This is a genomic window from Geobacillus zalihae NBRC 101842 (assembly GCF_001544135.1).
GTDB lineage: Bacteria > Bacillota > Bacilli > Bacillales > Anoxybacillaceae > Geobacillus > Geobacillus zalihae.
Genome location: NZ_BCPV01000002.1, coordinates 1 through 25728, shown reverse-complemented (window position 1 = coordinate 25728; position 25728 = coordinate 1). Strand labels below are relative to the sequence as shown.

The 25728-nt window shown below is 50.8% G+C and carries 24 protein-coding genes and 4 pseudogenes; 21 read left to right on the top strand and 7 right to left on the bottom strand.

From position 1 onward, the window contains the following. Positions 1 to 13 precede the first annotated feature (13 nt). From GZ1_RS01825 to GZ1_RS01815, 3 genes are all read left to right on the top strand, one after another. Positions 14 to 1234 (top strand): ABC transporter substrate-binding protein, encoded by a 1221-nt coding sequence (locus GZ1_RS01825; protein WP_060787766.1) that lies wholly within the window; start codon positions 14 to 16, stop codon positions 1232 to 1234. A 483-nt stretch (positions 1235 to 1717) separates the two neighbouring features. Continuing rightward, on the top strand, positions 1718 to 2719 hold the full coding sequence (locus tag GZ1_RS01820) for a DMT family transporter (protein ID WP_060787765.1): 1002 nt from the start codon (positions 1718 to 1720) through the stop codon (positions 2717 to 2719). Then, complete coding sequence (locus GZ1_RS01815; RefSeq protein WP_014195772.1) at positions 2716 to 2973, top strand: hypothetical protein; 258 nt, start codon at positions 2716 to 2718, stop codon at positions 2971 to 2973. Before GZ1_RS01820 ends, GZ1_RS01815 begins: the two co-directional genes overlap by 4 nt. Before the next feature lie 112 nt (positions 2974 to 3085). Here GZ1_RS01815 and GZ1_RS01810 read toward each other — a convergent pair whose 3' ends face one another. After that, the gene (locus tag GZ1_RS01810) at positions 3086 to 3589 is read right to left on the bottom strand and encodes a QueT transporter family protein (RefSeq protein ID WP_014195773.1); all 504 of its coding nucleotides are present in this window, start codon (positions 3587 to 3589) and stop codon (positions 3086 to 3088) included. Positions 3590 to 3661: 72 nt separating this feature from the next. Here GZ1_RS01810 and chrA point away from each other — a divergent pair, with 72 nt between their 5' ends. The 8 genes and pseudogenes from chrA to GZ1_RS01780 all read left to right on the top strand — a co-directional run bounded on the left by chrA (position 3662) and on the right by GZ1_RS01780 (position 10758). Further along, complete coding sequence (chrA, locus tag GZ1_RS01805; RefSeq protein WP_060787764.1) at positions 3662 to 4867, top strand: chromate efflux transporter; 1206 nt, start codon at positions 3662 to 3664, stop codon at positions 4865 to 4867. A 246-nt stretch (positions 4868 to 5113) separates the two neighbouring features. After that, a complete protein-coding gene (locus GZ1_RS17920) occupies positions 5114 to 5242 on the top strand; it encodes a DMT family transporter (RefSeq protein WP_083509259.1) in 129 nt (42 codons plus the stop codon). 115 nt (positions 5243 to 5357) lie between these two features. After that, the gene (locus GZ1_RS01800) at positions 5358 to 6536 is read left to right on the top strand and encodes an RNA-guided endonuclease InsQ/TnpB family protein (protein WP_047818363.1); all 1179 of its coding nucleotides are present in this window, start codon (positions 5358 to 5360) and stop codon (positions 6534 to 6536) included. A 120-nt stretch (positions 6537 to 6656) separates the two neighbouring features. After that, positions 6657 to 7028, top strand: coding sequence for a DMT family transporter (locus GZ1_RS01795; protein ID WP_060787763.1), 372 nt, complete (start codon positions 6657 to 6659; stop codon positions 7026 to 7028). 87 nt (positions 7029 to 7115) lie between these two features. Further along, entirely contained in the window at positions 7116 to 9233 is a 2118-nt protein-coding gene (locus tag GZ1_RS01790; RefSeq protein WP_060787762.1) for a YhgE/Pip domain-containing protein, read from the top strand. A gap of 119 nt (positions 9234 to 9352) precedes the next feature. Then, positions 9353 to 9805: pseudogene (locus GZ1_RS01785) on the top strand (nitric oxide synthase oxygenase); the annotation flags it as partial. A 15-nt stretch (positions 9806 to 9820) separates the two neighbouring features. Beyond that, positions 9821 to 9979: pseudogene (locus tag GZ1_RS19925) on the top strand (nitric oxide synthase oxygenase); the annotation flags it as partial. Continuing rightward, complete coding sequence (locus GZ1_RS01780; protein ID WP_020753942.1) at positions 9976 to 10758, top strand: ABC transporter ATP-binding protein; 783 nt, start codon at positions 9976 to 9978, stop codon at positions 10756 to 10758. The pseudogene GZ1_RS19925 and the gene GZ1_RS01780, both read left to right, overlap by 4 nt. 90 nt (positions 10759 to 10848) lie before the next feature. Here the strand turns inward: GZ1_RS01780 and GZ1_RS01775 are convergent, their stop codons facing one another. Both GZ1_RS01775 and GZ1_RS01770 read right to left on the bottom strand, forming a co-directional pair. Continuing rightward, positions 10849 to 12000: a Ger(x)C family spore germination protein gene (locus GZ1_RS01775; RefSeq protein WP_060787760.1), complete on the bottom strand. Its 1152-nt coding sequence runs from the start codon at positions 11998 to 12000 to the stop codon at positions 10849 to 10851. A 301-nt stretch (positions 12001 to 12301) separates the two neighbouring features. Continuing rightward, complete coding sequence (locus GZ1_RS01770) at positions 12302 to 12499, bottom strand: hypothetical protein (protein ID WP_060787759.1); 198 nt, start codon at positions 12497 to 12499, stop codon at positions 12302 to 12304. 349 nt (positions 12500 to 12848) lie between these two features. Between GZ1_RS01770 and GZ1_RS01760 the strand changes: the two genes are divergently transcribed. The 3 genes from GZ1_RS01760 to GZ1_RS01750 all read left to right on the top strand — a co-directional run bounded on the left by GZ1_RS01760 (position 12849) and on the right by GZ1_RS01750 (position 14575). Beyond that, positions 12849 to 13601 (top strand): SDR family NAD(P)-dependent oxidoreductase, encoded by a 753-nt coding sequence (locus tag GZ1_RS01760; RefSeq protein WP_020753945.1) that lies wholly within the window; start codon positions 12849 to 12851, stop codon positions 13599 to 13601. Positions 13602 to 13675: 74 nt separating this feature from the next. Beyond that, positions 13676 to 14161 carry an SDR family NAD(P)-dependent oxidoreductase gene (locus GZ1_RS01755; protein WP_255211263.1) on the top strand — a complete coding sequence of 162 codons (486 nt, stop codon included), beginning with the start codon at positions 13676 to 13678 and terminating at the stop codon, positions 14159 to 14161. Positions 14162 to 14386: 225 nt separating this feature from the next. Beyond that, on the top strand, positions 14387 to 14575 hold the full coding sequence (locus GZ1_RS01750; protein ID WP_255211262.1) for a hypothetical protein: 189 nt from the start codon (positions 14387 to 14389) through the stop codon (positions 14573 to 14575). A 51-nt stretch (positions 14576 to 14626) separates the two neighbouring features. Here GZ1_RS01750 and GZ1_RS01745 read toward each other — a convergent pair whose 3' ends face one another. Beyond that, positions 14627 to 15991 (bottom strand): amino acid permease, encoded by a 1365-nt coding sequence (locus tag GZ1_RS01745; protein ID WP_015374809.1) that lies wholly within the window; start codon positions 15989 to 15991, stop codon positions 14627 to 14629. Positions 15992 to 16188: 197 nt separating this feature from the next. Between GZ1_RS01745 and GZ1_RS01740 the strand changes: the two genes are divergently transcribed. The 4 genes and pseudogenes from GZ1_RS01740 to GZ1_RS01730 all read left to right on the top strand — a co-directional run bounded on the left by GZ1_RS01740 (position 16189) and on the right by GZ1_RS01730 (position 19577). Then, on the top strand, positions 16189 to 16671 hold the full coding sequence (locus GZ1_RS01740) for a PH domain-containing protein (protein WP_060787757.1): 483 nt from the start codon (positions 16189 to 16191) through the stop codon (positions 16669 to 16671). Continuing rightward, a complete protein-coding gene (locus GZ1_RS01735; RefSeq protein WP_060787756.1) occupies positions 16661 to 18103 on the top strand; it encodes a PH domain-containing protein in 1443 nt (480 codons plus the stop codon). Before GZ1_RS01740 ends, GZ1_RS01735 begins: the two co-directional genes overlap by 11 nt. After that, positions 18103 to 18174 (top strand): annotated as a pseudogene (locus GZ1_RS19495) (LysE/ArgO family amino acid transporter); the annotation flags it as partial. The gene GZ1_RS01735 and the pseudogene GZ1_RS19495, both read left to right, overlap by 1 nt. A 173-nt stretch (positions 18175 to 18347) precedes the next feature. Next, entirely contained in the window at positions 18348 to 19577 is a 1230-nt protein-coding gene (locus tag GZ1_RS01730; protein ID WP_060787755.1) for a DNA polymerase IV, read from the top strand. A 38-nt stretch (positions 19578 to 19615) separates the two neighbouring features. Here the strand turns inward: GZ1_RS01730 and GZ1_RS01725 are convergent, their stop codons facing one another. Then, positions 19616 to 21277 (bottom strand): coiled-coil domain-containing protein, encoded by a 1662-nt coding sequence (locus GZ1_RS01725; RefSeq protein ID WP_060787754.1) that lies wholly within the window; start codon positions 21275 to 21277, stop codon positions 19616 to 19618. Between the two features lie 201 nt (positions 21278 to 21478). Between GZ1_RS01725 and GZ1_RS01720 the strand changes: the two genes are divergently transcribed. Both GZ1_RS01720 and GZ1_RS01715 read left to right on the top strand, forming a co-directional pair. Then, positions 21479 to 22114, top strand: a complete 636-nt coding sequence (locus GZ1_RS01720; protein WP_033004781.1) for a BMQ_0737 family morphogenetic spore coat protein — start codon at positions 21479 to 21481, stop codon at positions 22112 to 22114. A 103-nt stretch (positions 22115 to 22217) separates the two neighbouring features. Continuing rightward, a complete protein-coding gene (locus GZ1_RS01715) occupies positions 22218 to 22757 on the top strand; it encodes a hypothetical protein (RefSeq protein ID WP_255211261.1) in 540 nt (179 codons plus the stop codon). A 121-nt stretch (positions 22758 to 22878) separates the two neighbouring features. On the opposite strand, the gene GZ1_RS01710 is transcribed toward GZ1_RS01715, so the two are convergent. Both GZ1_RS01710 and GZ1_RS01705 read right to left on the bottom strand, forming a co-directional pair. Continuing rightward, complete coding sequence (locus tag GZ1_RS01710; protein ID WP_020753963.1) at positions 22879 to 23361, bottom strand: hypothetical protein; 483 nt, start codon at positions 23359 to 23361, stop codon at positions 22879 to 22881. A 516-nt stretch (positions 23362 to 23877) separates the two neighbouring features. Then, positions 23878 to 24798 (bottom strand): ArsB/NhaD family transporter, encoded by a 921-nt coding sequence (locus tag GZ1_RS01705; RefSeq protein WP_306304589.1) that lies wholly within the window; start codon positions 24796 to 24798, stop codon positions 23878 to 23880. 589 nt (positions 24799 to 25387) lie between these two features. Between GZ1_RS01705 and GZ1_RS19485 the strand changes: the two are divergent. Beyond that, positions 25388 to 25588, top strand: a pseudogene (locus tag GZ1_RS19485) (short chain dehydrogenase); the annotation flags it as partial. Between the last annotated feature and the right edge of the window lie 140 nt (positions 25589 to 25728).

Sequence of the window (25728 nt, the reverse complement as noted above, 5' to 3'; positions counted from 1 at the left end):
GGGGGGAGTAGTAATGAAAAAAAGAAAATGGTCCATCTTGGCGATGATGGCAGCGATCATGATGTTGATGCTGGCTGCCTGCAACAGCTCAACAACTAACAACAACGCAAGCACCGGAAACAACAATAATGGAGGCGGAGGCGGCGGTGAAACGGGCACAGTCAACATCGGATACAGCGGTCCGTTAAGCGGTCCGGCCGCCTATTACGGGGAGCGGACGTTAAACGGCGTAAAAATGGCGGCGGAAGAAATCAATAACAGCGGTGGATTTGAAGTGAACGGCAAAACATACAAGCTCAATATCGTGTCATTGGATGACAAATATTTGCCGAACGAAACAGCGGCGAACGCCAAACGTCTCGTTCAGGAGCATCAGACGCCTATTATTTTTACTCCACACAGCGGCGGTGTGATGGCGCTGCAAGTGTTCAATCAAACGGACAATTTCATCATCGCGGCATACACAAGCGAACCGAAAATTACGCAGACCGGCAACAAGCTGACCGTGCGCATTCCGCCGCGCTATGACGGCTACATCCCGACCTTTACTGATTATGCCATGAAGCGTTTCGGCAAGAAACTGGCCGCTCTGCCGACGGCGACGCAATACGGGAAAGACTGGACGGAAAAATTGTTGCCGTACTGGGAAAAGCAAGGCGGGGAAGTCGTCTACAAATCGTCGATTGATTTTACGAAAGACACTGACTTCTTTACCATCGTGACGAACGCATTGAAAGAAAAACCGGACGTGCTGTTTATCGGCGGACCGTCGGAACCGACGGCGAAAGTGGCGAAACAAGCGCGTGAACTTGGCTTTAAAGGCGGTTTTATCATTATGGATCAGGCGAAGCTTGATGAAATGCAACGGACGATCGGTTCTTATGAGATACTGGAAGGCTCAATCGGCGTCATGCCGCTTATTCACTCCGACCAACCAGGGGCTCCGGAGTTTGCGGAAAAATATCGGACGAAATTCAATGCCGAGGCGAGTTCGGAATCCGGGTATAACTACTTGGCTCTTTACGCGTTTGTTGAGGCTATGAAAGCCGCTGGGACGGTTGATGATCCGATGGCCATCCGCGAGCATTTGAACGAAGGGCTGAAAAACATTCCGAAAGAAAAGCAAGTATACGTCGTTCCAAGCGTCGGCGATGATGGCGGCTTTGAATCAGAAATCGTTGTGGCCGCGGTGGAAAATGGAAAAGTTGTGCCGATTGAGTTAATTGACAAATAATCCGTCCGCCATGCAAGACCGACAAACGAAGAAGCCCTTTCATCAGCACGTTTGCCATGCATAGCGTCTCGAAGGAGACAACACCCTCGACAGGCTGTCGGAAAAAGTCATCGCTCGACTTTTTCCAGACAGCCTTTTCACATTCTGATATTTTTTGATTATACGGATGACAGCTGCGCCTGTTAGGGTGCCTTTTATCAAGAGTGGGCGTTCGACATGTTCATTCCGGATGGGGATCAGAAGGGAAGTCCATATCGCCGTGAATGTTCAAAGATCCAGGCCGATCGCTGGCATTTGGCAAGTGAACAATGATAGGCAAAAGAGGCTTACATCGTGATAAGATCGCCTCTTTGGCGCTGCTGTTTCGGTGTATACATATTTTTATAAAACTATGTTCTAAATAATCAAAGGAACAAATAGAAAAATTTTAAATAATGAGATAAAATAAAACTGCTCTACATCATTGAGAAGGGAGAAGGAAAAATGCGCGAGATGGCCCTCGGCCTTGCCGCCTCATTCTTCTTTGCTGTTACATTCATATTGAACCGCTCAATGGAGCTGGCGGGTGGAAGCTGGGCGTGGAGTTCGTCGCTTCGTTTTTTCTTTATGGTTCCGCTGTTGTTTGCCATTCTTTTGGCACGCCGCAGCCTCGGTCCGGTTTGGCATGACATGAAATGCCATCCGTGGACATGGATCACCTGGGGGACGGTCGGGTTCGGCTTGTTTTACGCGCCGCTCACCTACGCGGCCGCCTACGGACCCGGATGGCTGGTGGCCGGGACATGGCAGTGCACGATTGTGGCCGGCGTTCTGCTTAGCCCGCTCTTTACAGAACGAAGAGAAACGAAAAACGGAACGGTATTGGTGCGTCGTCCGATTGAAAAGCGGGCGCTCTTGATTTCCATGTTGATTTTGTCCGGCGTCGTGCTTATCCAGTTCCAGCAAGCAAGCCACCTCACTTGGAAAGAAATCGGGTTGGGGATCTTTCCCGTGCTGATGGCCGCGTTTGCGTACCCGCTTGGCAACCGGAAAATGATCGAACATTGCGCCGGGCGCCTTGATGCGTTTCAACGCGTATGGGGAATGACGATGGCCAGCCTGCCGTTTTGGCTGATTGTCGCGTTGATTGGCTGGCTGACAGCAGGTGCGCCGTCCGCGGGGCAAATGATGCAGTCGTTCATCGTGGCCATTAGTTCCGGGGTCATCGCAACGACGTTGTTTTTTATCGCGACCGATCGGGCAAAAGGGAACGAACGGAAACTCGCCGCTGTGGAAGCGACGCAATCCGGGGAAGTGATTTTTGCCGTTATCGGCGAAGTGCTGTTCTTGTCCGCTCCGCTTCCGAACGGATGGGCATTCGTTGGCTTGGCCGTCATCATCATCGGGATTTGCTGGCATAGCTTCGAATCGACAAGAACAGTGAAACACTCATCGCTGCCCATTTCCACAGATCGGCGCCTCAAACGCATAGGGGGGGAACGATGAGAATCATCGTGTGCATCCTGCTTGCCTGCCAGACGTTCGTCATCTACTATTGGATCAGCGATTGGCGTCAGCTTGTCACCCCGGTGGGTCTTTGCATGTGGGTGGGCGGAATCGCAGTCGGCCTTGTTGTTCTTCGGACGGGGCGGTACCTATCGCCAAGATGGCGGAGGGCGCTGAAGATGACGACGGCGGGAGTCATCTTGCTTGCTGTGATGTCGCTGATCATTGAATGGGCGGTTTGTTCGATGCCGTAGTCAAAATAGATGTTGAAAACCCGTACGATTGATCAAGAACTTCCCGTGTGGGCGTACGGGGAATGCGCCTTTAGAATGAAGCGAACCCCTTGCCTAAGGCGAAAGAGGGCTGCTAACGGCTTCGATGGGCGGAATCGAACATCTTCGGCGCCAAGCGGCGGCCAACCGCATACATGATCGGTGCGCCGATCGCCATGACAACAAACTCGCCAATGGCCGTCGTCAGCCATGTGAGCCAAAACGGAAAGCCGAGCGCGAGCTTTAGTTCAAAGGCGATGATGGCCATGGTCACGGTAAACGACAACGTATTGATCGCCATACGCGCCCAAATGTTCTCGACATAACGCATGGAAACAATCGTGATGAGAAGCGCCAGCACCGACTGGCCGACGCCGAATACAAGATCATACGCGACAATCGGCGAGAAAAACAAATTGGCCAAAAAGACGCCGAGCACGATGCCCACGGCGTATGTTCGGCGGAATACGACTAGGTGGTTTAACATTTCTGAGACGCGAAACTGAATGTTCGTAAAGCCAAACGGCTGGATGAACGCCGTCACGGCGATATACACGGCGGCGATCAAACCGTTTGTCGCCATCGTTCGAACGTTCATGGTATTCTCTCCTCTCGTGCATGATGATATGATTGTAGCATGACACTCTCGTGAACGAAAGGAGCGGGATCCATGGCTGCAAAGAAACAAGCAGCAGACCGATATGGTTCCGTCTGGGAGGTCGCAATTACGGCGCTTCGCCTCGGCTTGACGTCATTTGGCGGACCGGTGGCCCATCTTGGCTATTTTTACGAAGAATACGTCAAACGAAAGAAATGGATTGACGAGAAAACGTATGCCGATTTGGTCGCTTTATGCCAATTTCTCCCTGGTCCGGCAAGCAGCCAGGTCGGCATCGGCATCGGACTGATGCGCGCCGGCGTCTGGGGGGCGTTGGCAGCGTGGCTTGGGTTTACGTTGCCGTCGGCGGTCGCCCTCAGCCTGGTTGCTGTTTGGCTGCAACACCATTCTTGGGGTGACGCCGGCTGGATGCACGGCTTGCTGTTGGCGGCCGTGGCGGTCGTGGCACAAGCCGTATGGGAGATGGCGCGCAAATTCGCCTCTAGCCGCCTCGAGGCAACGGTCGCCATCATAGCGGCGGCCGCCGTGCTTCTTGCGCCGGGCGCGTGGAGCCAAGTCGCCGTCATCGCCGCAGCGGGGGGCATTGGCGCTGTTGGATTGCGAAAAAACGTCGCACCTTCTTCGTCTGCGGCAGGCATCCCGCCTTCCATTCGTCGTTCCACCGGTTTGGCGTTGCTTTCATTGTTTGCCGTGTTGCTTGTTGCGCTGCCGCTCATTCGCACTTGGATCCATTCACCACTTTGGGCGCTGTTTGACAGCTTTTACCGCGCCGGGGCGCTCGTGTTTGGCGGCGGGCATGTCGTGCTGCCGCTCTTGGAGGCGGAAGTGGTGCCGCAAGGGTGGGTCACCGCCAATCAGTTTTTAGCCGGCTACAGCGCCGCCCAAGCCGTCCCTGGGCCGCTGTTTACGTTTGCCTCGTATATTGGAATGGCGGCGTTGGGCTGGAAGGGAGCGCTAGTGGCTACCACAGCCATTTTTCTTCCATCCTTTTTGCTCGTTCTTGGCGCGTTTCCGTTTTGGCACTGGCTTCGCCGTCATCCACGCTTCCAAGCGGCGCTTGCCGGCATTAACGCCGCTGTCGTCGGGATTTTGCTCGCGGCGCTGTATGATCCGATTTGGACAAAAGCGGTGAACGAGCTGGCCGATTTCGCGTTTGTCCTCGTCGCCTTTCTTTTGCTTGCCGTTTGGAAGTGGCCGGCGTGGGCGGTTGTTCTTGTTTCTTTCGTCGGCGGATGGCTGCGCGCTTGGCTCGGCTGATCGCCCTAAGCACCATGATGGCGGCTTTTCATGATCGTCCGAAAATGGACAACGCCGTGTTTGGCTTTGCCGTTGCAATAGCCGGCAGATGCAAATAGATGGCTTGATCAAATGGTTTTCGTTTGCGTGAAAGCGATACCGAGGCGGCAGAAACAAAAGAGCGCCGGCAGGGCGTAGGGCTGTGCGCTGAAAGGAAAGCTCGCCGCCTGATCCGCAGGCGTATATAGGCAAAAGGAGGGGGAGCCGATGAAGTGGGTATGGATGCTGCTCGCTCTAACGGCCGGGATGGCTGTCTCCGTACAGGCAGGAGTGAACGGCGGCCTTAGCAAGCGGATTGGTATGTTGGAAGGGGCGTTCGTGTCGTTTTTAACATAAATCAGCCAGAAGTCCCCCACCTCTACAGGTGGGGGATGAATGGCGTTCGGTTTTTCTGTTTTTCTCTTTCTTCTTTGGATGGCAATAGAATACAATAAACATAGGAGGTGAAACCATGTATCGAACGCTGAAAACCCGTTTTCGGGCAAAGAAAGAAGTTATCCAAAAACTATTTGAATGCAATCGCATCTCCGCAGAAGTTTGGAACGAATGCATTCGTTTGGCAAAAGAACATCATTTGAAAACAGGAAAATGGATAACCAAAACGGAACTGCAAAAAGCAACAAAAGGTCGTTTTCCTATCCACAGCCAAAGCATCCAAGCCGTTGTGCATAAATATATCTTTGCCCGTGATGGGGCAAAAGAAGCACGGAAAAAAGGGGAAAAAATCAAATATCCATACAAAAAGAAAAAACACTTCAACACGAAATGGGCAAAAGATGGATTTGTTTTGCGTGAAGACGGAACGTTGGAACTGTCGCTAGGAATTTGGAATCGAAAAAGACAATCTCCTTTGGTGGTGAAAATGGATAAAGAACAAATTCCAAAGGGTCAAGTGAAAGAAATCGAGTTGGTCTATGACCGTGGTTTGTGGCTTTGTTTATCGTATGAAGATGGAAAAGAACCAAAAGAGAATAAAAATCAAAACCGTGTCGCTATTGACTCAGGGGAAATTCACACCATCGCAGCCGTTTGTGAAAATGGGGAAAGCCTCATTATCACAGGACGAAAAATAAGAAGCATTCATCGGTTGAGAAACAAAAAATTAAAAGAACTTCAAAAGTTGATGTCCCGTTGCAAAAAAGGCTCCAAACAATGGAAAAAGTACAATCGGGCGAAACAATACGTATTAAGTAAGAGTGAAGTGCAACTCAAAGATGCGTTGCATAAAACCACGAGACAATTTGTTCGTTGGTGTTTGGAAAACCAAGTGAAAGAAGTGGTCATTGGGGATGTCGAAGGAGTGCAACGGAACACGAAAAAGAAACGAAACAAAAAGACCAATCAGAAATTATCCAATTGGTCGTTTGGAAAACTATTTGATTATCTCAAATACAAATTGAATGCCGAAGGCATTGAAATAGAGAAAAAAGATGAAAGTTACACATCGCAAACATGCCCTGTTTGCGGGAAGAAGAATACATCTTCTTCTAGAAATTATACATGTCAATGCGGATACAAACAACACCGTGATATCCATGGGGCAATGAATTTATTTGCCAAAGTATATTATGGCGAAATTCGCCCGTTGGAATTTACGGTCAAACCGTTTACGTATCGACGGATTGCTTAGGTATGAAGTCGTAGATGGCGAGTTCCCGCCCTTGAGTATCATGGATACTCATGTTGCCTGTGGCTCCCAACGGGACGGGTGCCAGGTGTTGCCTGCAGATAGGCTGCCAACCAGCCTATCATGCATCCACCTCCGAAGGGGAAACAGGAAACCCCCACTTCGATAAGTGGGGGAGGTTCATTCGGAACGATCGTCTTATTTTTAGTGCAGTTGTTTTTCGGAAAAGGAGAATTGCTGGCCATGTTTTCTGTGCCGAAATGGCAGCTGACGGGCGGCATTCTCGGCGCTTTTTATGTGTTTGTCATGGTGCTGATCGTTCTGAAAGTCGGCGTTGCCAATTCATTGGCGGCGGTGATCGCCGGCCAGCTCGTCATGAGCTCGATCATTGATCACTTCGGATTATTTGGGGGACAGCGCATTCCGTTTGACATGACGCGCCTCGCTGCTATAGCCTGTTTGTTTTTGGCGCTTTGGCTTTTTTTTCGCAAATGAACTACAGGACCGGCCAAGTTGGTTTAGTTTTCCGTGAACCGCTCATACTAACAACAGCATGATCGACTTGAAAGGAAGCGGATCAAAGTGAAACAGGCATGGCGCATTTATATGAGCGATTTGAAACATCTCACGACCAACTGGGCCGCATCCATATTGGCTCTCGGTCTGATCGTTCTTCCATCGCTTTACGCTTGGATCAATGTAGAGGCTTCGATTGACCCTTATGCCCATACAGAGGATTTACCGGTCGGCGTCGTGAACGAAGACCGAGGGGCGGAGCTCGCCGGTCACCGGTTTCGCGCCGGCGATGAGATCGTCAAGACCTTAAAAAACAACCACCAGTTGGGATGGCGATTTGTCACGCGGAAAAAAGGAATGGAAGGCGTTCGGAGGGGAGACTACTTTGCGACGATCGTCATTCCGGCTGATTTCTCGGCTAAATTAGCCACTGTAGTGCAGAAACGTCCGAAAAGGGCGGTTATTTACTATTATGAAAACGACAAACGGAACGCCATCGCTCCCAAAATCACGGAGCGCGGAGCAAGTACATTGTCAGCGCGAGTCAGCGATGAGTTTGTGAGGGTGGTCAATACCGCATTGTTTTCCTTGTTCCACCAAGCGGGAGTGACGCTCGAACAGCAGCTTCCCACCATTCGCCGCGTTGAAGCGTTCGTGTTTCGTTTGGAAAACGAATTGCCAACGATTCAACGACAATTGAAAGCCCTAGATCGCGATGTGGGAGAGGCAAGATCACTAGTTCGTACAGGCCGCGAGCTTCTGCCGGCTGCCAGAGCAACGGTGCGGCGCGGTTTAGAATGGACAGGCCGCGTTGAGAAGTTGTTCATGCAAGTCAATGCTTCATCGCACTTATGGGAAAAGCCGGTGGAAATGGTGGTTCATGCGCTCTATTCCTTTGCAGAGCAGACGCCAGAGTCTCTCGATACACCGGAAAAGCAAGCGCGTTGGGCGACTCTCATCCAACAGGCTGCAACAGACGCGAGCCCATTGGTTCAGCAATTGCGCCGAACGTTGAGAACATGGGAGGGGACGATTGATTCCTCTTCGCTTCAAGCTGTGCAGCGCACCATCAGCCGTATCGAGCAGACGCTAGCGTCTATTCAAGAAACAGCGGCGCTAGTGAAACAACATCCAACAGGCGTCGAAGGGAAGATCACTCACCTGCGTGAACAAATGGCCTTATTGGACGCACAGGCGAAGCAACTTGATCAAGCATATCGCCAACGGCTGCTGCCTATGCTGCGGGCAAAATGGAATCAAACAGGGGAACAGGTGCGACAAGCGAAACAAACGCTTCTTCGCATGGATCAAGCGTTAAATGAGGCAGAGCAATGGTTGTCAAACACAGACCGTGATTTAGCGGCTGCGCAACAATCGCTAAAGACCGCGCTGGCGCAATATCCCTTTCTTGCCCGCCAGGTTCGCGAGCTGGCCGCCTTCCTATCGAAAATCAAAAGAGAAACCGACATCGACGAACTGATTCGCTTGTTGAAACAAGATCCACAGGCGAAAGGGGCGTTTTTAGCTCACCCGGTTGACGTCAAAACGTTCCGCCTTTTCCCGCTGCCGAACTATGGTTCGGGCATGAATCCATTTTACACGGTGCTGGCCATATGGGTAGGATGTTTGTTGCTTGTTTCCGTCTTGTCGACCGATCCTTCTTCGTTTTCGGAAGCGAATGAGCGGGAACAATATGTCGGACGGTTGTTGACCTTTTGGACGCTGAATGCTTTGCAGGCGATGGTCGTGACGGCTGGAGCGGCTTTCATCTTGCCGAATATTTTCGTCCGTGAGCCGGGATGGTTCATGACGTTCGGCCTTTTGTGCAGCTTTGTCTTTATGGCAGTGGTTTTTTCGCTTGTTTCTTTGTTCGGCAATGTCGGAAAAGCGATGGCGATTGTGCTGCTTGTCTTGCAAATTGCCGGAGCGGGAGGCACGTATCCGATTGAGCTGATCCCTCCGTTCTTTCAGCAATTAAACCCTTGGCTGCCGTTCACCTACGCCATTGATGTCATGCGCGAGGCAGTCGGCGGGATCGTATGGGAAAATGTTGAGCATGACGTCAAGCGGCTTCTCTTGTTTGCCGTTGCCGCCCTTTTGGCTGGGCTTGTGTTGAAAGGCCCGTTAAGCACGTGGATGCGCGTGCTGAAGGAAAAAGCTGTTCAAAGTGGTTTGTTTCATTGAAAATTGTCTGTTCTCTTTATGGAAGCATCTGTTACAATAGGGACGAGAGCGTTGCTTCATTCTCAATTGCCCCGTAGGATAGACGTCTCCCAAGCATTGTTCACTGCTGCTTTTGCGCGATGGGAGAGCGCTCGATGGCGGGGAAAAGGGGAGAGAATCATGTCGATCCGTCGACTGCTTGGTTTTGCGCTCATTTTTTTGGCGATTTCGATGTTTATCGAGCAAATGTGGTGGGTCGGGGGCATTTGCCTCTTGATTGGAATTGGAATGACGGCGAAGTGGAGGAAAAAGAAGCATATATGGTAACGATCGAGAGCGATAAGCTCAGACAGCAAGATGAGCAGTTGATGACAAAAGCGAAACAGTTTATCATGGCCAGCTATCGGGAGCTTGGAAAAAGTGAGCAAGAAATGAGGCGGCGGTTGAACGAAATCCGTTGGGAAGTGGAACAAACCGGCACGTACCGCCATACGTACGAAGAGTTAAGCTATGGGGCGAAGATGGCTTGGCGCCACAGCAACCGTTGCATCGGCCGCTTGTTTTGGCAATCGCTCTATGCCATTGATGCGAGAGAGGCGGTTACCGTAGCCGGCCGCCATGTCACCGGCGATTGGACATGGCTGATTCCGCCTCTTTCTCCGGCGACAACCCACATTTTTCATCGGTCGTATGACAACGCGATGATGCTGCCCAACTTTTTCTATCAGGACCGTCCATACGAACGACAAAGGGGAGAGGAACAATGACCGTCATCATCCGCATGCGCGATGTGTCATGGGCAAGAGGAGGGCGCATGATTTTGCGTGATATCAACTGGGAGGTGAAAGAAGGCGAGCAATGGGCGATTCTTGGCCTAAACGGCTCCGGGAAAACATCGCTTCTCAATATCGTCACCGGCTATCAGTACCCGACGCGCGGCGAGGTCGAGGTGTTGGGGTATCGGTTTGGGCAAGCGAGTTTGCCGGAGATGCGCCGGCACATCGGATTTGTCAGCAACGCGCTCGATCAGTTTCACGACACGCTGCAAACCGAGACGGTTGAAGATGTGATCGTAAGCGGCAAGTTTGCGACGATTGGCCTGTATGATGCGGTAACCCGCGAGGACCGGGATCAAGCGGAGGCATTGATGGAATCGTTCCGCCTGCAAGCGGTGAAAGGGAAGCGATACGCGACGCTGTCGCAGGGGGAAAAACGGAAAACGTTGATCGCCCGGGCGCTGATGGCGAATCCGAAGCTGCTCATTTTGGACGAGCCGACGGTCGGCCTTGACTTATTGGCCCGCGAAGAAATTTTAGCATTGATCGGACAGATCGTCACTCAGCCGTGCCATCTCTTATACGTCACCCATTATATCGAAGAAATCGTCGACTCCATTACCCATGTCTTGCTTTTGCAAGACGGGCGCATCCTTGCGGCTGGCCAAAAAGAGGAAGTGTTAACCGACGAGCGGCTTTCAGAAGCGTTTCGCCTTCCGATCCGCGTTCATTGGGAAGACGGCCGGCCGTGGGTGTCGATTGGACGTTGAAGACGGATGGACTACCGGCTCCCTAAGGTGCGAAAACCATACCGGGAGCCCTTCCAACCGTAAAAATGCGCAAAAGCATGTCACAACCATCTAGCCGCCTGCACGATAATCCAGTTTTTCCTTGCCAGAAGAGCCGATGGAAAGATGGACGGAAATGTTTCGAATGGTATTCGTTTTCAATGGGATGATGCCGTTTTGTTCCCATTGTCTCCATTTATGAACGTTGCTGCGGTATAATTGGTCTGATACATTCAGCACGTCAATGTTTCGATTGACTCCCCATTCATAGGCTTGTTGGATTTCCTGTTTCACCGTTTGCGCCGTCAGCTTAGCCAGCTGTTCTCTTGACAGCGGCCGGCGCAGCTCGATCAGACTTCCTTGAGCTTGGATGGTCAACTGAAACGCAGGACCATCTTTGGTCGAAAGGACCGACCATTTCGCTTTTGGATGACGAACGACAAGAGAGGCAACCGTTTGCCGTCCTTCTTTCACGTAAATGGGCGTTCGGATCACATCCCGTTCTGTCCAACGAACGCCTAACAGCTTCTCACGGTCCGTGCATTGTTGTAGTTCGTAATCATGCAAAAAGCACACACCGCTAAGGGACAGCATTTTCTTTTTTTTCGTATCTTCTGTCCAACTAGCAGGGTCAAGAGTCATATACGGAATTCGAAGCGTTGCGCTACGTTCATCACTGATCGCAATCAGACGGTTAAATCGAAGCGGGCGAATAAAGGAGCTTTGCTTGAAAATTTCTTCCGGATTCGTTAGCATAGACAAATACGAAGAAGCATGCAATAATGGAGTCGCTTTAAGCAAATCGCTCAAAGGAGCGTCGGTCGCGTAAACCCAAATGGTGTGGCGGATCTCATGATACCTCGTTAATAAATCGATGACTCCTCGCACCACTTCCTTTTTCAGCGCCCGTTTCGTAAACACAATACTCTTAACGTGTCCCCACGAGACCATTTGCTGGATGGACGTGTAAAGTTCATGCGCGGCGATTTCGGGTGTTTCTCCTGCCGACCGGCCAATGGCCACGGCTTCGGTCTGCCTTCCTCCGCCATACTCTGCTTTTGCCAATCCGCTGAAGTTGATGAGCTGTACGTACAAGACGAATTGGCGATGATCATAGTCAATGCCGATTGAGTGAATATAGACGATTTGATCAATATTCCGGTTTCCCCAACAGCCGCTGAGCAGCAATGTCATCAGCCCCACGGCAACAAGACGGAGGTACATAGGAAATGGTCCTCCTCCCATTTTCACATTGATCCATTTTATCATTTTGAACCAAGAAGGTCCCCAACTTCCATGAATGAGCGTAAGTGGGAGAAAGATGATCGGGATGAGCCCCCGCCTAGAATATCCTGTTAGGAAAGGCTGGATTTGCTGTCTTTGAGAGTAAAACAGCCTAACCGTAGAACGCATGGGGATGGCTAGGCTGGCAAATAGTCGTGGGGCAAGTGTATCCAACACTCTTCCACCTTTACGCCTTTGTATTAGATGGGAGAGCGTTTCATTTCCTAGCGGCTCAAAAGGCTCAGTTAACAGGCGGAAGATGGATGCCATCCGCCTCTTGGCGGCTGTCAGCTGGCGTCACTTCGATAACCGGCGGCCGACCGTTTTCAAAACCGCGGGCGATGTCGCGAATCGGGCTCATTTCATCGGGAACGCCAATCCCTGGGGTATAGCGCGGCACACTGGAAGAGGCGCCGGGTTCTTCCCAAGGCTCTCTCATGGGTCAACACCTCCATGTTTTTAGTATGGCCATTGATGGAGACTGTATAAATGGAAATTACATCCTTTTCTGTCCACTTCTTCACGCACACCACTTGGTTTTCGCGGATGAGACGGGCGGACCGTTTGTGCAGGAAATCGTTCCGACAGTTCGTGATTTTCTCATAAAGCTTGGCCACTCATCCTCCACTTACGTTCACGCGTGGATGTCAGGGTCTTCTCGGCGAGAGATAATAAAAATGTTTAAAATATTCTAAATGTGATGTATAATAAAAGAAACAACATACTAACCGGTTGGTATATCATCTTTTGAAAACGGATTCAGAATCCGATCGAAAGGAGGGAAAATCATGAGGCTACAAGGAAAAGCGGCGATTGTCACCGGCGGCGCGAGCGGCATCGGCCGGGCGACGGCGATCCGCTTTGCGGAAGAAGGCGCCAAAGTGGCGGTGAGCGACATTAATGAGGAAGGAGGGGAAGAAACGGTCCGCCTGATTCGGGAAAAAGGAGGGGAGGCGATTTTTGTCCAGACGGATGTCGCCGATTCCAAGCAAGTGAGCCGCCTTGTCCAAACGGCGGTTGATGCCTTTGGCGGCCTACATATTCTCTTTAACAATGCCGGCATCGGCCATTCGGAAGTGCGGAGCACCGACTTGTCCGAGGAGGAGTGGGACCGGGTCATTAATGTCAACTTAAAGGGCGTGTTTCTTGGCATCAAATACGCGGTGCCGGCACTGAAAGCATCCGGGGGTGGGGCGATTGTCAATACATCGAGTTTGCTGGGGATTAAAGGAAAAAAATACGAATCGGCTTACAACGCTTCCAAAGCCGGGGTCATTTTATTAACGAAAAACGCAGCGCTTGAATACGGCAAGTTCAATATTCGCGTCAACGCCATTGCGCCGGGGGTCATTGATACGAACATCATTACTCCGTGGAAACAAGATGAGCGCAAATGGCCGATCATCTCGAAGGCGAACGCCCTCGGCCGCATCGGGACGCCAGAGGAAGTGGCGAACGCGGTGATGTTTTTGGCGTCCGATGAAGCGTCCTTTATCACCGGCGCGATATTGTCGGTCGACGGCGGCGGGCTGACGTTTTAGCGGCCGAAGTTTGAAAAGAGAAGGGCACGCCCTAACCGCTAGGCTAGCAACAGAAATGAGGGGAGAGGAAAACGATGCGTTTTTTGAATACCGTGGCCGTGGTCACCGGAGGAGGCAGCGGAATCGGCAAGGCGGCGGCTCTCCGTTTGGCGAAAGAAGGCGCCACAGTCGTGCTTGTCGGCCGTACAGCAGCGAAACTGGAGGAGGCTGCAGAAGAAATCGCACGTCTCGGGACGCCGGGGGGCGTTGACCGGTTTGCGGCGGATGTCACCGACCGCGAACAAGTGCAAGCATTGGCCGAGTATGTCCGACAGCGGTACGGCGACTTGCATGTGCTTGTCAATAACGCCGGCATCTCCACTCATGCGAGATGGCTGGAGTTGACGGAACAAGAGTGGGATGACGTCCAACGCATCAACATCAAAAGTGTGTTTCTTGTGTCGCAGGCGTTCGCTTCGCTGATGATCGAAGGGGCAAAACGCGAGCGCGCCAATCGGGCGATTGTGAACGTAGCCAACCACAAATGGGTGACCGAAGACGAGCTGTCGCCGGCCAACTAACGAATCATCATCGGTGTTTCCGCAAAACGCGCAGCCATTTCCCTTGGAGCATAGGGGAATGGCTTGTTTTTTTTGGCTCATTTGTGAAAATTGTGGTATAATTATACAAAAATACCCTATTTTTTCAAAAATAGATACAGGCGGCTTCGTCTGCTGTCTTACGGATCGATCGGGAAAACGGGAGAAAGAAAGGGAGAAACGATGCGGAGATTTTGGTTGGGAGTTATGTGGTTTTCAGTGGTTTGGGTGCTTTACGGCATCGGAGCGGCAGGGTATCAGTTATGGACGGAACACCGGATGGACGGACAGGCGTTGATTCTCGCGCTCGGCATGGCGATCATGGCCTGGCGGGCATGGGACGAATATCGTGGGAACGGTTGGACACGAAAAAAGGAAGACGGGCGCCGTCTATGATGAAAGGACGCCCGTCTCTAGCTGTCGCCCGAGCGAAAAGAGGCGGTTTGGTTACGCCGTTCGCCCGGGCGCTTTTGTTGCTTGATGCTGCTTTTCTTTGACAGTGGAATAGATGAATAAGAGAACCAAGACGGCCACGCAGAGAAGCGAACCGATTCGATGCTCTCTTTGAAGCAAAAAGCCAAGCCAAATCGCCCCGAGCGCCCCGACCGCCGCCATCGTTGTGTACGGAAACCCTTTCGTTCGGAAAAACGGCTTCGTTTTGTAGTGCGGCCGCAGCTTCAGCTGAGCGGCGCCGATCATCATCCAAACGATGAGCACCGTAAACCCAGGAATCGTCATCAATTCCCCGATGATCCGCCCGGGCGCCAAGTAGGCGCCGATCACGCCAGCGGCGATGCAGATGGCGACCATGCCCATCCCGTACAGCGGAACCCCGTGTTTCGTCGTCCGCTGCAAGCGGCGGCTTGCTTCTCCTTGTTCAGCCATGGTGTACAGCAACCGAGAAGTCGCATAGACGCCTGTATTGGCCGCCGATAAGACGGCAATGAGCAACACCGCGTTCATGACATGGGCCGCGCCGGGCAACCCGATCGCTTCCAACACTTGGACAAAGGGGCTGTTCGTTTCCGAAACGGTGTTCCATGGCATAATGCCGCAAATGATGGCCATTGGCAAAAGATAAAAGCCGACAACCCGCCAGATTGTGGTGCGAATGACGCGCGGCAGCACCTGCTCGGCGTCTTTCATCTCCGTCACCGCCACCCCGATCAGCTCCGCTCCGCCATAGGAAAACATCACGATAAGCAAGGCGCTGAGCGTTCCGGCAAACCCGTGCGGAAACCATCCGCCGTCGCCGGCAGACGGAAACGAGCCGCTTATGCCGCTTGGGATCACGCCAGCCCATACGCCCGCCCCGAGCACGATAAACACCACTAGCGCCGCCACTTTCAGGCCGGCCAGCCAAAATTCCGCTTCCCCGTAATACTTCACAGGGAAAAGATTCAACCCCATGATCAGACACGCGCACAGGAGGGCAAGCAGCCATAACGGCGCAGACGGAAACCAATAGCTCAGGAAACTGCCGGCAGCCAGCAGTTCGACAACAGTGACCAACGTCCAATTGATCCAATACAGCCAGCCGACGATCCATGACAGGCGAAAGCCAAACGCCCGGCGGATCAAATGTTGAACGTTCGAACCCGGATACGCGATCGCCATCTCGGCCAGTGCAGCCATAATCCAAAACAACAGCACGCCGCCGATCAAGTACGTGAGCACGACGCTTGGTCCAGCGATATGAATGGCCTCGGCGCTTCCTTTAAAAATGCCGGTGCCGATCATCCCCCCTAACGCGATCAGCTGAACGTGGCGGGGCAATAGTCCTTTTTGCAGCTGGGGACGGGATTGTTCCATGTTGACAACAACCTTTCTGTTCTGATGTTGATTCATAGATGTGCTTTTTTGCTTTTATGCGGTTAAGCAAAAAAGATAGTTTCAGAATATAATAGTTTGGTCGTTCTGTCAACGATTGTCGAAAAAAGGCATCGCCAACATGGAAATGTTTTGTTATACTGGAAACAGAAATGATGTGCAAAAAGGAGATTAAGAGAATGCTTCCTCATAGAGGCAAACCCATTTCATCAAAAGCGGTCACCGTGTGGCGTCTCACGGGGGCGCTTGTGGCATTGGCTTCCGGTGTGGCGATCGGGGGAATCATATGGCTGCTCTCGCAGTTCCATGCTCCTCCTTGGCTATTGATAGTGTTGGTCGGCGTTTGGGTGGTGCAAGCCATTGTATGGGTCGTCTGGCTCCCGCCGTTGCGCCAAAGACGTTGGCGCTATGGCATTCGCGAAGAAGAGATTGATATTCAGCGAGGAGTCTGGTCCACGAGACGGACTTTGATCCCGATGGCTCGCGTTCAGTACGTCGATGTGCGGCAAGGTCCGCTTCTCAAGCGGTACGGGTTGGCTTCCATTGCGGTGTTCACAGCGGCGGCCGCTCATGAAATTCCCGCTCTTCCGATGGAAGAAGCGGAGCAGCTTTGCCGCTTGATTGCCGAGTGGGCGAAGGTGGTGGATGAAGATGACGCCTAGACGCCGCCTTCATCCCGTTGCGATTATGGCGGGAGTCGGAAAAGAACTGAAAAATATGGTCGTTCCGCTCCTTGTGATCATGGTGGCGGGCAGTCTGAACCGCTTCTCTTGGCGGGATTTCATCGTGCCGCTGGCGGCTGTCGTATACACGGTGGTGATGGGGGTTCTGTCTTGGCTCCGCTTTACCTACGCTTGGGATGAAGACCGCTTGCTCGTGGAGGAAGGCGTGTTTGTCCGCAAAAGACGTTCGATTCCGTTCGAGCGCATCCATGGGATTTCAGTGACAGAGGGGATATGGCAACGGATGGCGGGAGTGGTTCAAGTACATGTTGAGGCGGCGGGTGATGCCCTCGGTGAAGCAGAAGTGACGCTTCGGGCCATATCAAAGGAAGAAGCCCGCTGCCTGCAACGATGCGTGGAACAGGCGAAACACAAGGTGGGAGCCGCCGCCCATCCAGAACCATCCGCGAACCGCCCACATCCTGCTCTGTTTACCTTATCGATGAAAGAAGTATGGATGGCTTCGTTGACAAGCGGTGGAGCGCTTGGCGTGGTTGCCGCTTTGTGTGGGTTTTTGTCGCAATTAGGCGACTTCATTCCATATGAGTCGCTCATCCGCGATCTTCAGTCGACATGGAACGGACATGGACGATTGCTTATTGCCCTATTCATCCTGTCGCTTCTCTTGGCCGCTTATGGAGTAGCTATCGTACAAAACATGATCCGGTACGCTTCGTTTGTCGTGCGGAAACAAGAAGACACGATTGTCATTGCCCGCGGATGGCTGGAACGAAAAGCGGTGTCCGTCCCAGTTGCCCGCGTCCAAGGTGTCGTGATTCATGAGAATTGGCTGCGCCGTTTGTTTGGCTACGCCTCTGTGTCCTTGATTCATGCTGGGGGGAGGCTCGATGGCGGCGGAGCAGGGGATGTTGTTCTTTGTCCGCTTGTGGAAAAGAGGAGAGTTGCGTCGATCATGCAAGCTTGTTTGCCCGAGTACGACCTCGGCGTTTCCTTTTCTCCATTGCCCAAGCGCGCGAAACGCCGTTACATGCTTCGTCCGCTTGTTTGGCTCGTGATTCCCGCCATCTTGGCGGCATATATAGAACGCCCATGGGGGGCGGCTGTGTTGGTGGTGTTGCCGCTCGGGGCATGGATCGGCATCCGTCGCTTTCAAATCGCGGGATGGTCGCTTTCGTCGAAGCAGCTGGCGCTTCGAAGCGGATGGTTTCGGCAAACGACGACGTATATCTTGAAACGTCACGTTCAATCGCTTGAAACATCAGCGACGTGGTGGCAAAAGCGAAAACGGCTGGCGACCATTTCCGTTGCCGTCATGCCGCTTGGCACCCGCGTCCGCGTCGTCGATGTGGATGAAGCGGATGCGGCTTCGGTCTACCGCTGGCTGCAAGGGGAAAGGAGGAAGCAAACATGATGAGAGCCTCTTTTCATGGGATCATCCTTGCGTTTGGGCTCATTTTGCCGCTGGGGGTGCAAAACGTGTTCGACAGATGAAATCTGCGAACATTCCGTGATGCCGCAGTATTCTCGTTAAAGCTCTCTAAACCGACCCCGTGAGACATCAAAAGACTTTCTGAATGTAGGAGAATGGGCTGTTTTTCACGAACGAATGATCTGGTACAATGAAGAAGAAAATAGAGAAAAGAAAGGGAAAGGGCATGTCAACAGGGCGTGAATCCCGCGGACGGATCATTTTTCATATCGACTGCAACTCGTTTTTCGCCAGCTGCGAGATTGCCCGCGCTCCGTCGCTTCGGGGAAGGCCGGTCGTTGTGGCGGGGGATCCAAAAGAGCGGAGGGGGATCGTGCTGGCGGCCAGTTATGCGGCGAAACAACAGTTTGGCATCTATACGACGATGCCGCTTACGGAAGCGAAGAAGCGCTGTCCGTCGCTCGTTGTGCGCCCGCCGGATTTTGCCTTTTATCGCGAGATGAGCCACCGCTTATTCCAATGGCTCAAGCGTTTCTCTCCTGTATTGGAGCGCGCCTCGATCGATGAAGGCTATTTGGACATGACGGGCTGGGCGTCAACCGCTCATCCGCTGGTTGTGGCCCGTCAGATCCAGCATGGGCTGTTGAGGCAGCTGTCCATTCCGGTGAGCATCGGAATCGCCCCGAATAAGTTTTTGGCCAAAATGGCAAGCGAGATGAAAAAGCCGCTCGGCATCACTGTGCTGCGCAAACGCGACGCTCCGCACGTCCTTTGGCCGCTTCCGGTTGAACAGATGCATGGTGTTGGTGACAAAACCGCCAAGAAACTGCAGGCTCTAGGCATGCGTACGATCGGCGATATCGCGAACGCCGACCGGGCGCTTCTTGAGCAGGCGTTTGGCGTCTATGGCCTGCGTCTTTACGAGCGGGCGAATGGCATCGACCCGCGCCCGGTTGATCCAGCAGCGGCGGAGAAATGGAAATCAGTCGGGAACTCAACGACGCTGCCGCGCGATGTAGACGACGAACAAGAACTACGGGCCGTTTTGCGCAAGCTGGCCGAATCTGTCAGCGCGCGGATGAAACAAAAGCGGGTTGTCTCGCGGACTGTCCAGTTGACGATCCGCTACCACGATTTTCATACAATCACCCGCAGCCAAACCGAGGCGGCGCCGTTGCAAACGGCGGACGACCTCTTTTTGACGGCGGCGCGGCTGTTGAAAAAGCATTGGGACGGACGCCCAGTGCGGCTTCTTGGCGTTGCCGCACTTCATGTGTTTGACGAACGGGAAGAAGGAAAACAGCTCGATTTGTTTCATTATGAAGAGGAAGCGAAAATGGAAGAACTTTGGAAGACCATCGAACAGCTGCGGACCAAATTCGGCGATCGCGTCCTTCGAACAGGCGCTGAGCTGATGAGCAGTGTCCATTCCGTGCGGGAAAACAGTGATGTTTGAATCCAAAGCGAAGAGGCGGGAGTGTTCCCGCCTCTTCGCTATTGAGAGGTTTTCGTCTTTTTGAATAGAGACCATAATCCCCATTTTGACGGTTTCCCTTCCCCCATAAAAGAGTCTTCTCCATGAATGATGGCGTCATCTTGGATCAAAACGGAGGCGGAAGGAAGGAATGCCGTCGCTTCATAGGTTTCGGAATCTGATTGCTGCCCGTCGGCTGAAATGTCGGATGCCGATGTTGGATCTTGCGTCACCGCCTCTTGGCTGCCGGGAGAAACTAGAGATTCCTGCTTCTCTTTGATTTCCATGTTTGGGTCTGTTTTGTTAGGTCGTTCATCCTCGTTTTTTAACGGGTCCGCTGCTTTATGAGTGCTTTCAAACCTTACTTCATCTGTCTGTGTAAACAATTGGTGGTCCTTTTTCTGTTCCAGCCTTGAAGCGTCTGAGCGTTTTCCTGGATTTGGATCAGTATGATCGTTCTGAACGCTGATATTCAATCGATTGTCCTCATCCTCTGCAGGTGGTGATGAATGCTGAAATGGGAGGCGTTGATGGGAAGACGGATGTTCCATTCGGACGCGTTTGATTGGGATCGATTTTTGTGAATATAGATGGGATGCATGAGTTTCTTTGCGTTTCACAGGTGAGACAACAATGGGTTGGTTGGTTCCATCCATAAACTCCTGTAATTTTAAAAAACTGTTAGGGGGTGGCGGCGCCTTTTCCGTTTGCATGTTTGTTGAAAAGGGATTAGCTGATTGGATCGGTGATGTTGCCGGTTCTTTCGATTTCTCATCAGAGGATGCCGTTAACCGCTCCATGAGTCGGGACAGCATCTCCTTCAATTCCATTGTATCGTCATTTGGCGAATCCTTGGGTGGGTCATTCCGCGATCGGGTTAAATCGGCGATTTGGTTCGAGAGATGCTTGATTTCACTGGCAAGACTTGTGACCTTTTCCATCATCAACTCCAACTCCATTTGTTGGGTGAACATATGTTTTTGCAGCATCAATGAGTCTTTTTGTCTTTCTAAATCCATTTTTGACAGTTTTTCTTCTGTTTCTTGAATTTTCTTGGTTAAAACGTCTACATCTTTTTCTAGTTCGTGTGTTTTGGCACTGTTGCTTAAAGCGTTTTGCAGTTTTGGAAACTCCTTTGCGATTTTCTCTATTTGTTCCTTCATCACCTTATAATCGTTTTCCATTCTCTCTGACCAAGATGTCCATGAGTCGATTGATTCGTTCATAAAAGAAAGAGTCCCGTCCTTTCGCAGTCGATTTTTTTCTTTTGTTTTTGTTCGTTCTTCATTCCATTCCATTTCCTTTTGTTGAAACGCCTTCAGTGTCGCTTCTAAAGACTGGATGTGTTTTTGATTGGCTTCCGCTTGTTCTTGCCAGTAGGCGCATGTTGTTTTCCATTGCTCCATCTCCTGCCGCAGCCATTCTTTTTCTTCCTCCATTGTTTTCAATGCTTCCGATAAGCGCTCGATCTCATTCTTTTGCTCGGACAGCAGCTCTTCATAACGGCGGCATTGTCCGATGAGTTCATCATGCTTCGCCTGGAGTTCATCCTTTTCCATGTGAAGACGCTCCCATTCTTCTTGAGAGCCTAATGAAGCGAGCAGTGCTTTGTATTTGTCCAATTCTGATTTCAGGTGGATGATTTTTTGCTGCAATTGGGTGGTTTTTTGCTCCTTGCTCATGTCCATCACCTTTTTCCGCATGTCATGGTAGCCATTATATGCAGATATTGAAAAACGGGTGCCCTGCTTGCTCATGCATGAACCATATCATTTTTGTTTTCAAAAATGAATAAAAATAGTTGTTTTTACTATAACTTGTATTTCTCCCCATCATACTATAGAGTAGCCTGACAAAAATTCATGAAAGAAAGGATTGGTTCTATGCCTATCAATTTAGAGCAATTTGCTCAGCAATTTGATCCAGAGTGCATTCAAGTGTGCAAAGTCTATGACTGGACGACACACGTTGTACAGCTGGCGCAAGACATCACATTCACATTCCCAAGCGGTTCGTTGGATGGAGTCACGGTTTCCCAAGTCAGCTGTTCGGTCACATTGTTGGAGTGTGGGGAAGACGCCCCTCGCCGGGATATTGAGTGCACGGTCGGCAATCAAATTGTGACGCTGCAAGCCGTCACCTTAAGCAAAACGATTCAAGTCGTGTTGGAGGTAACGGGAACGAACGCAACGGGCGCTCAAGTGACCGTCGTCAGCAACCCCGCGTTAATCACAACCAGCGAGGAAGTCATCCTTTGCGCTCCAGAAGGCACAACGGTGTGCTGCAACGCTGTACAAAACACCTTTAATAGTTGCCGGGTCGGGGCGTTTACGCAAAGCGGAAACAGCATTACGGCGAATATTTCGATCCGCATTTGCCAAAGCATTGTCGTGACCTTTGAAGTTATTTTGGAAGTCGCTGCACGGTTCTGCCAACCCCGCCCGGAAATCATCTGCGAAGAAGAATGCCCGGTGGATGTCTTTCCGCCGCAATGCCCCGCTGTGTTTCCTGCAATGTAAAAAACACGTCTCTAGTTGCGGAAAAAAAGAGGAGATGTTCTCCTCTTTTTTTCATACATATACATTTAAGAAATGGAAAAGTGACGTCATAAGAGGGGGAAAGATGATGGATTCGATTCTCGAGTTGGAACAGAAAATACAATCGATTGAGAAAGAGCTTCGCATGGTGAAGCAAGCTGTTGCGGAAATCAAGCGTTTGCCTCAACAGGTGTTGTCTGATGAAATTTGTGTCGTTTGCTATTTCACGTATTCCTTATTGCTTCCAAAGGCAGAGGGGCAGAACGGGATGGTTGCGGGGAACTTCGTGATTCGCAATCTGGGATCTTCTCCTTTAGAGCATCCTTACATTTGCCTGCGGGTTTCCCCAAAAGAACACGTGGCGTTATCGGCAAAGTTAGGAGGCGGCATTCAATACGATCGCCGTCTCAATCCGCTTGTCATGGAAGCTTGGCAATATATGAATGAGGAGGCAGAGAACATCGCGGAAGAGAAGGGAGAATTTTGGCTAAAGCCGGTTCATGTGTCACGCATTGAGCCAGGGCAAACGCTCTCTTTTTCTAATTTCCAATTTCAAGTCGGTAAGCGTGAAATCTCGACCACTTACAAAGCGGACGGATTTTTTTTTCTGCCAACAGCTGCCTAATGGAGTGCGAGCATTGAACCATATTGTCGTCCATGCTTGACAGCCTGAAGACCTACGCGCCATAAAGCAAAAACAACCGGCTCAGAGGGCAATCGCCTTTCGCTGAGCCGGTTTTGCTGGGTTATACGCTGCGAACAACAAGAGCGTTCAAGGCGCGAGTTTCTGCTGTGATGCCGCTTAGCAAGGTGGATAAAATCCCACCGTTCGTTTCAATGACAATGCGATAGACATGCGTCCCTACGCCCGGTGCGTCGACCCATGTCAAGTTCGGGAAAAGTGTTGTATTCGCAGCGAGTGAGAGTACGGGTAGAAGGGATTCGACATCAAGTGACGCAATTGGGACAAAAGCTCCTCCGTTTGTTGACCGTTCCAGCCTATAGGTGATCCCTGTCAAAGTAGCGCCGGATAGAAGGGCTAAAACAGCCAGTTCCAACTCAACCATCGAATCGAGCTTGACGCGGTCGCCGCTGAGGGTCGTAATCGGCTGCAAACGAAGCACTTCCGTGACGGCAGTTCCGGTCAGAGGAATGGTAATGGGCAAATCCGTTGAAGACTGCGTAAAGAACAATTGGGGAAACAATCCACCATTGCACACACAAACCATTCGTCTATCATCCTTTCCTAGTTTAGATTTGGTACTACTGTATTAAATGATAATGTTTAAAAAAATGATTAAGATTAATAACTATTTTTCTATAAAATGGTGTAATCATCCATGATGTAAGAGGGTGGGTATGACGAGCAACGGGACGTCAGCCTTTTGGCACCACGCTTTAAAAGAAATCAGGTTAATTACTTTTAGCTTGGATGCATGATCAAGACCGATTTCCGGAGAGTGATGTTAGGTTCTTATTTTTTCATATTAGGCGATGGACCTATGCATAATGTTTACAGGATACGTATATATACAGTATGAACACCCCTTATGGATAAAAAAACAGGGAGGCGTTATTGAGATATGACGTTATATGGCATGAATGACCATTCCATCCCTTCGCGCTCCAACGATGAATTGGCGCCGTTAATTGGGAAGACCGTCACTATTTATCGTGGAGGTCCGGAATCCAAAACCGGTAAATTGCTTGATGTCCAATCCGACTATCTTTCTCTTATGGACAGGTCATCCGTCATTTATTATGCACTGCACCATGTTCAAAGCATCACCGAAAACGCCAAACAGAATTCGATCCCTTCTGTTTCCGATTTGGCCAACCCATGATCCTGTGAGCGCGACCACTTCAATGGGAATATGCATGTATGAAGCGGCAAACAGGCTCAACCGGATGGTTAGCACGAACAGAAGAATCATCTTCATTTTGTTTTCCGATACTTTCATCTCATCGTAGGCGGAACGGTTCTGCAAAGGATGATGAAAAAACGAGAGGGGAGTAATAGGAACCGCCATTGGTGGCAATGTTTTCGGGATATCGTGATAAAAAACGAGAAACAACAACCCCAGCAAAAACAACAGCCCAAGCACTGAGGGAACAAACATCATCGCTGTCTGCATGTATAAGTTCATATCGATGATTTTTAATGAAATTAAATTGACCATGTTGCTTACGCCGATCGGGGCGCTCGAGGCGGTGGCAATCAACGCTCCGCTGATGAGATACGGTAATTTCTGATGTTTTTTTAGCTGAAAGCTGTTTAAAAGCAACAGTAAAATCGGCGTCGTGATCATGATGCTGCCGTCATTGTTAAAAAAAAGCGTCATCAGAAAACAAAGAGCGTTGGTGTACCAAAATAACCGGATCCCTGACCCATTGGAACGCTGGGCAAGAAGAGAAGCGATCCAATGAAAAAAACCGATGCTTTCGAGCACAAGTGCCATGACAAGAGTTGAAATGATGGTCATGGCCGCCCCGCTTACTTTGATGCTAATATCCATGAGATGAGACGCGTTCACCGCTCCGCTGGCGATGACGATTAGCGCACCGATGGTTGCGGGAATGGCCTCATTCATTCCTTTAGGGCGCCAGTAAATGAGCATGATCGTAAAGAAAAAGGCAAAGAGGACCATAGCTGGTGTAATAGACATCACTCCTTTCGCGTTTTTCCGATTTCTTTTGTTCCGTTCATCTCTTTCCATTGTCTATATATGTCTATATAGCTTGTTTGTACTGTATATATATGTGTCCTAAAATCATCTTGTCCTGTGCTATTCGTGCAATTTCTGCAAAATCCGCATTTGTTCGCCAAAGTTGATAGTCCAAGGAAAGTGGACGTACAGGAGAAAGACAGCAGCATTATTTCAAGCATGGGATGAACAAACGTTTCTCAGCCAAGCAATAGAGCTTGCGTGAATAAAAGCTGACAAAGGCAAAGTACAGTAAAACGAGAGGCAAATGTCTCGGCAGGTCATATGCCTGTTCATGTTTTCTGTCCATACGTTAAGAAGGACGCATCGAAGCTTCGTCTGAACCAAAAAAGGCGTGAAAAAACGGGACGTGTGCGCATCCATGACCGATATGAAACAGTGGCATGATCTTTCCATCAACTCCGTCAGATGTTAGAGTACAAAGCCCGTGTTATATGTAAATAAAAAGTGATGGTCGTTGATTCTAACCTGAAAAGAGCGCTTTAACAAAAAAAGGCGGCAGGCTGATCTCGTGCCGCATTTGGAAGGGAATGGGGCAAAGGTTGTGTTCGTCGACAACATTTATGTTTATGGGCGCAGCCCAGGGAGAAAGGTAACAGAGGATACGCCGAAAAACCCCCATACCAAGAAAGGAAAAATTCGCTTGCAGCTGAATAGGATGCTTATAGAAGCGCATCAGAGAGGAGTGCCAACTCTTATTTGCCATTTTCCTGATTTTTATGGACCGAATGAATAAAATCGCAAAGTTGCGAATCCAAATGTCGATTTGAATGAATAACCCGGCCGTCATAATCGTTTGAATAAAGCGGTTTCGCAAAAGCGAACCCATGGATGGATGGACTGGTTGCTGTCATAGCAGTTGTATATCCT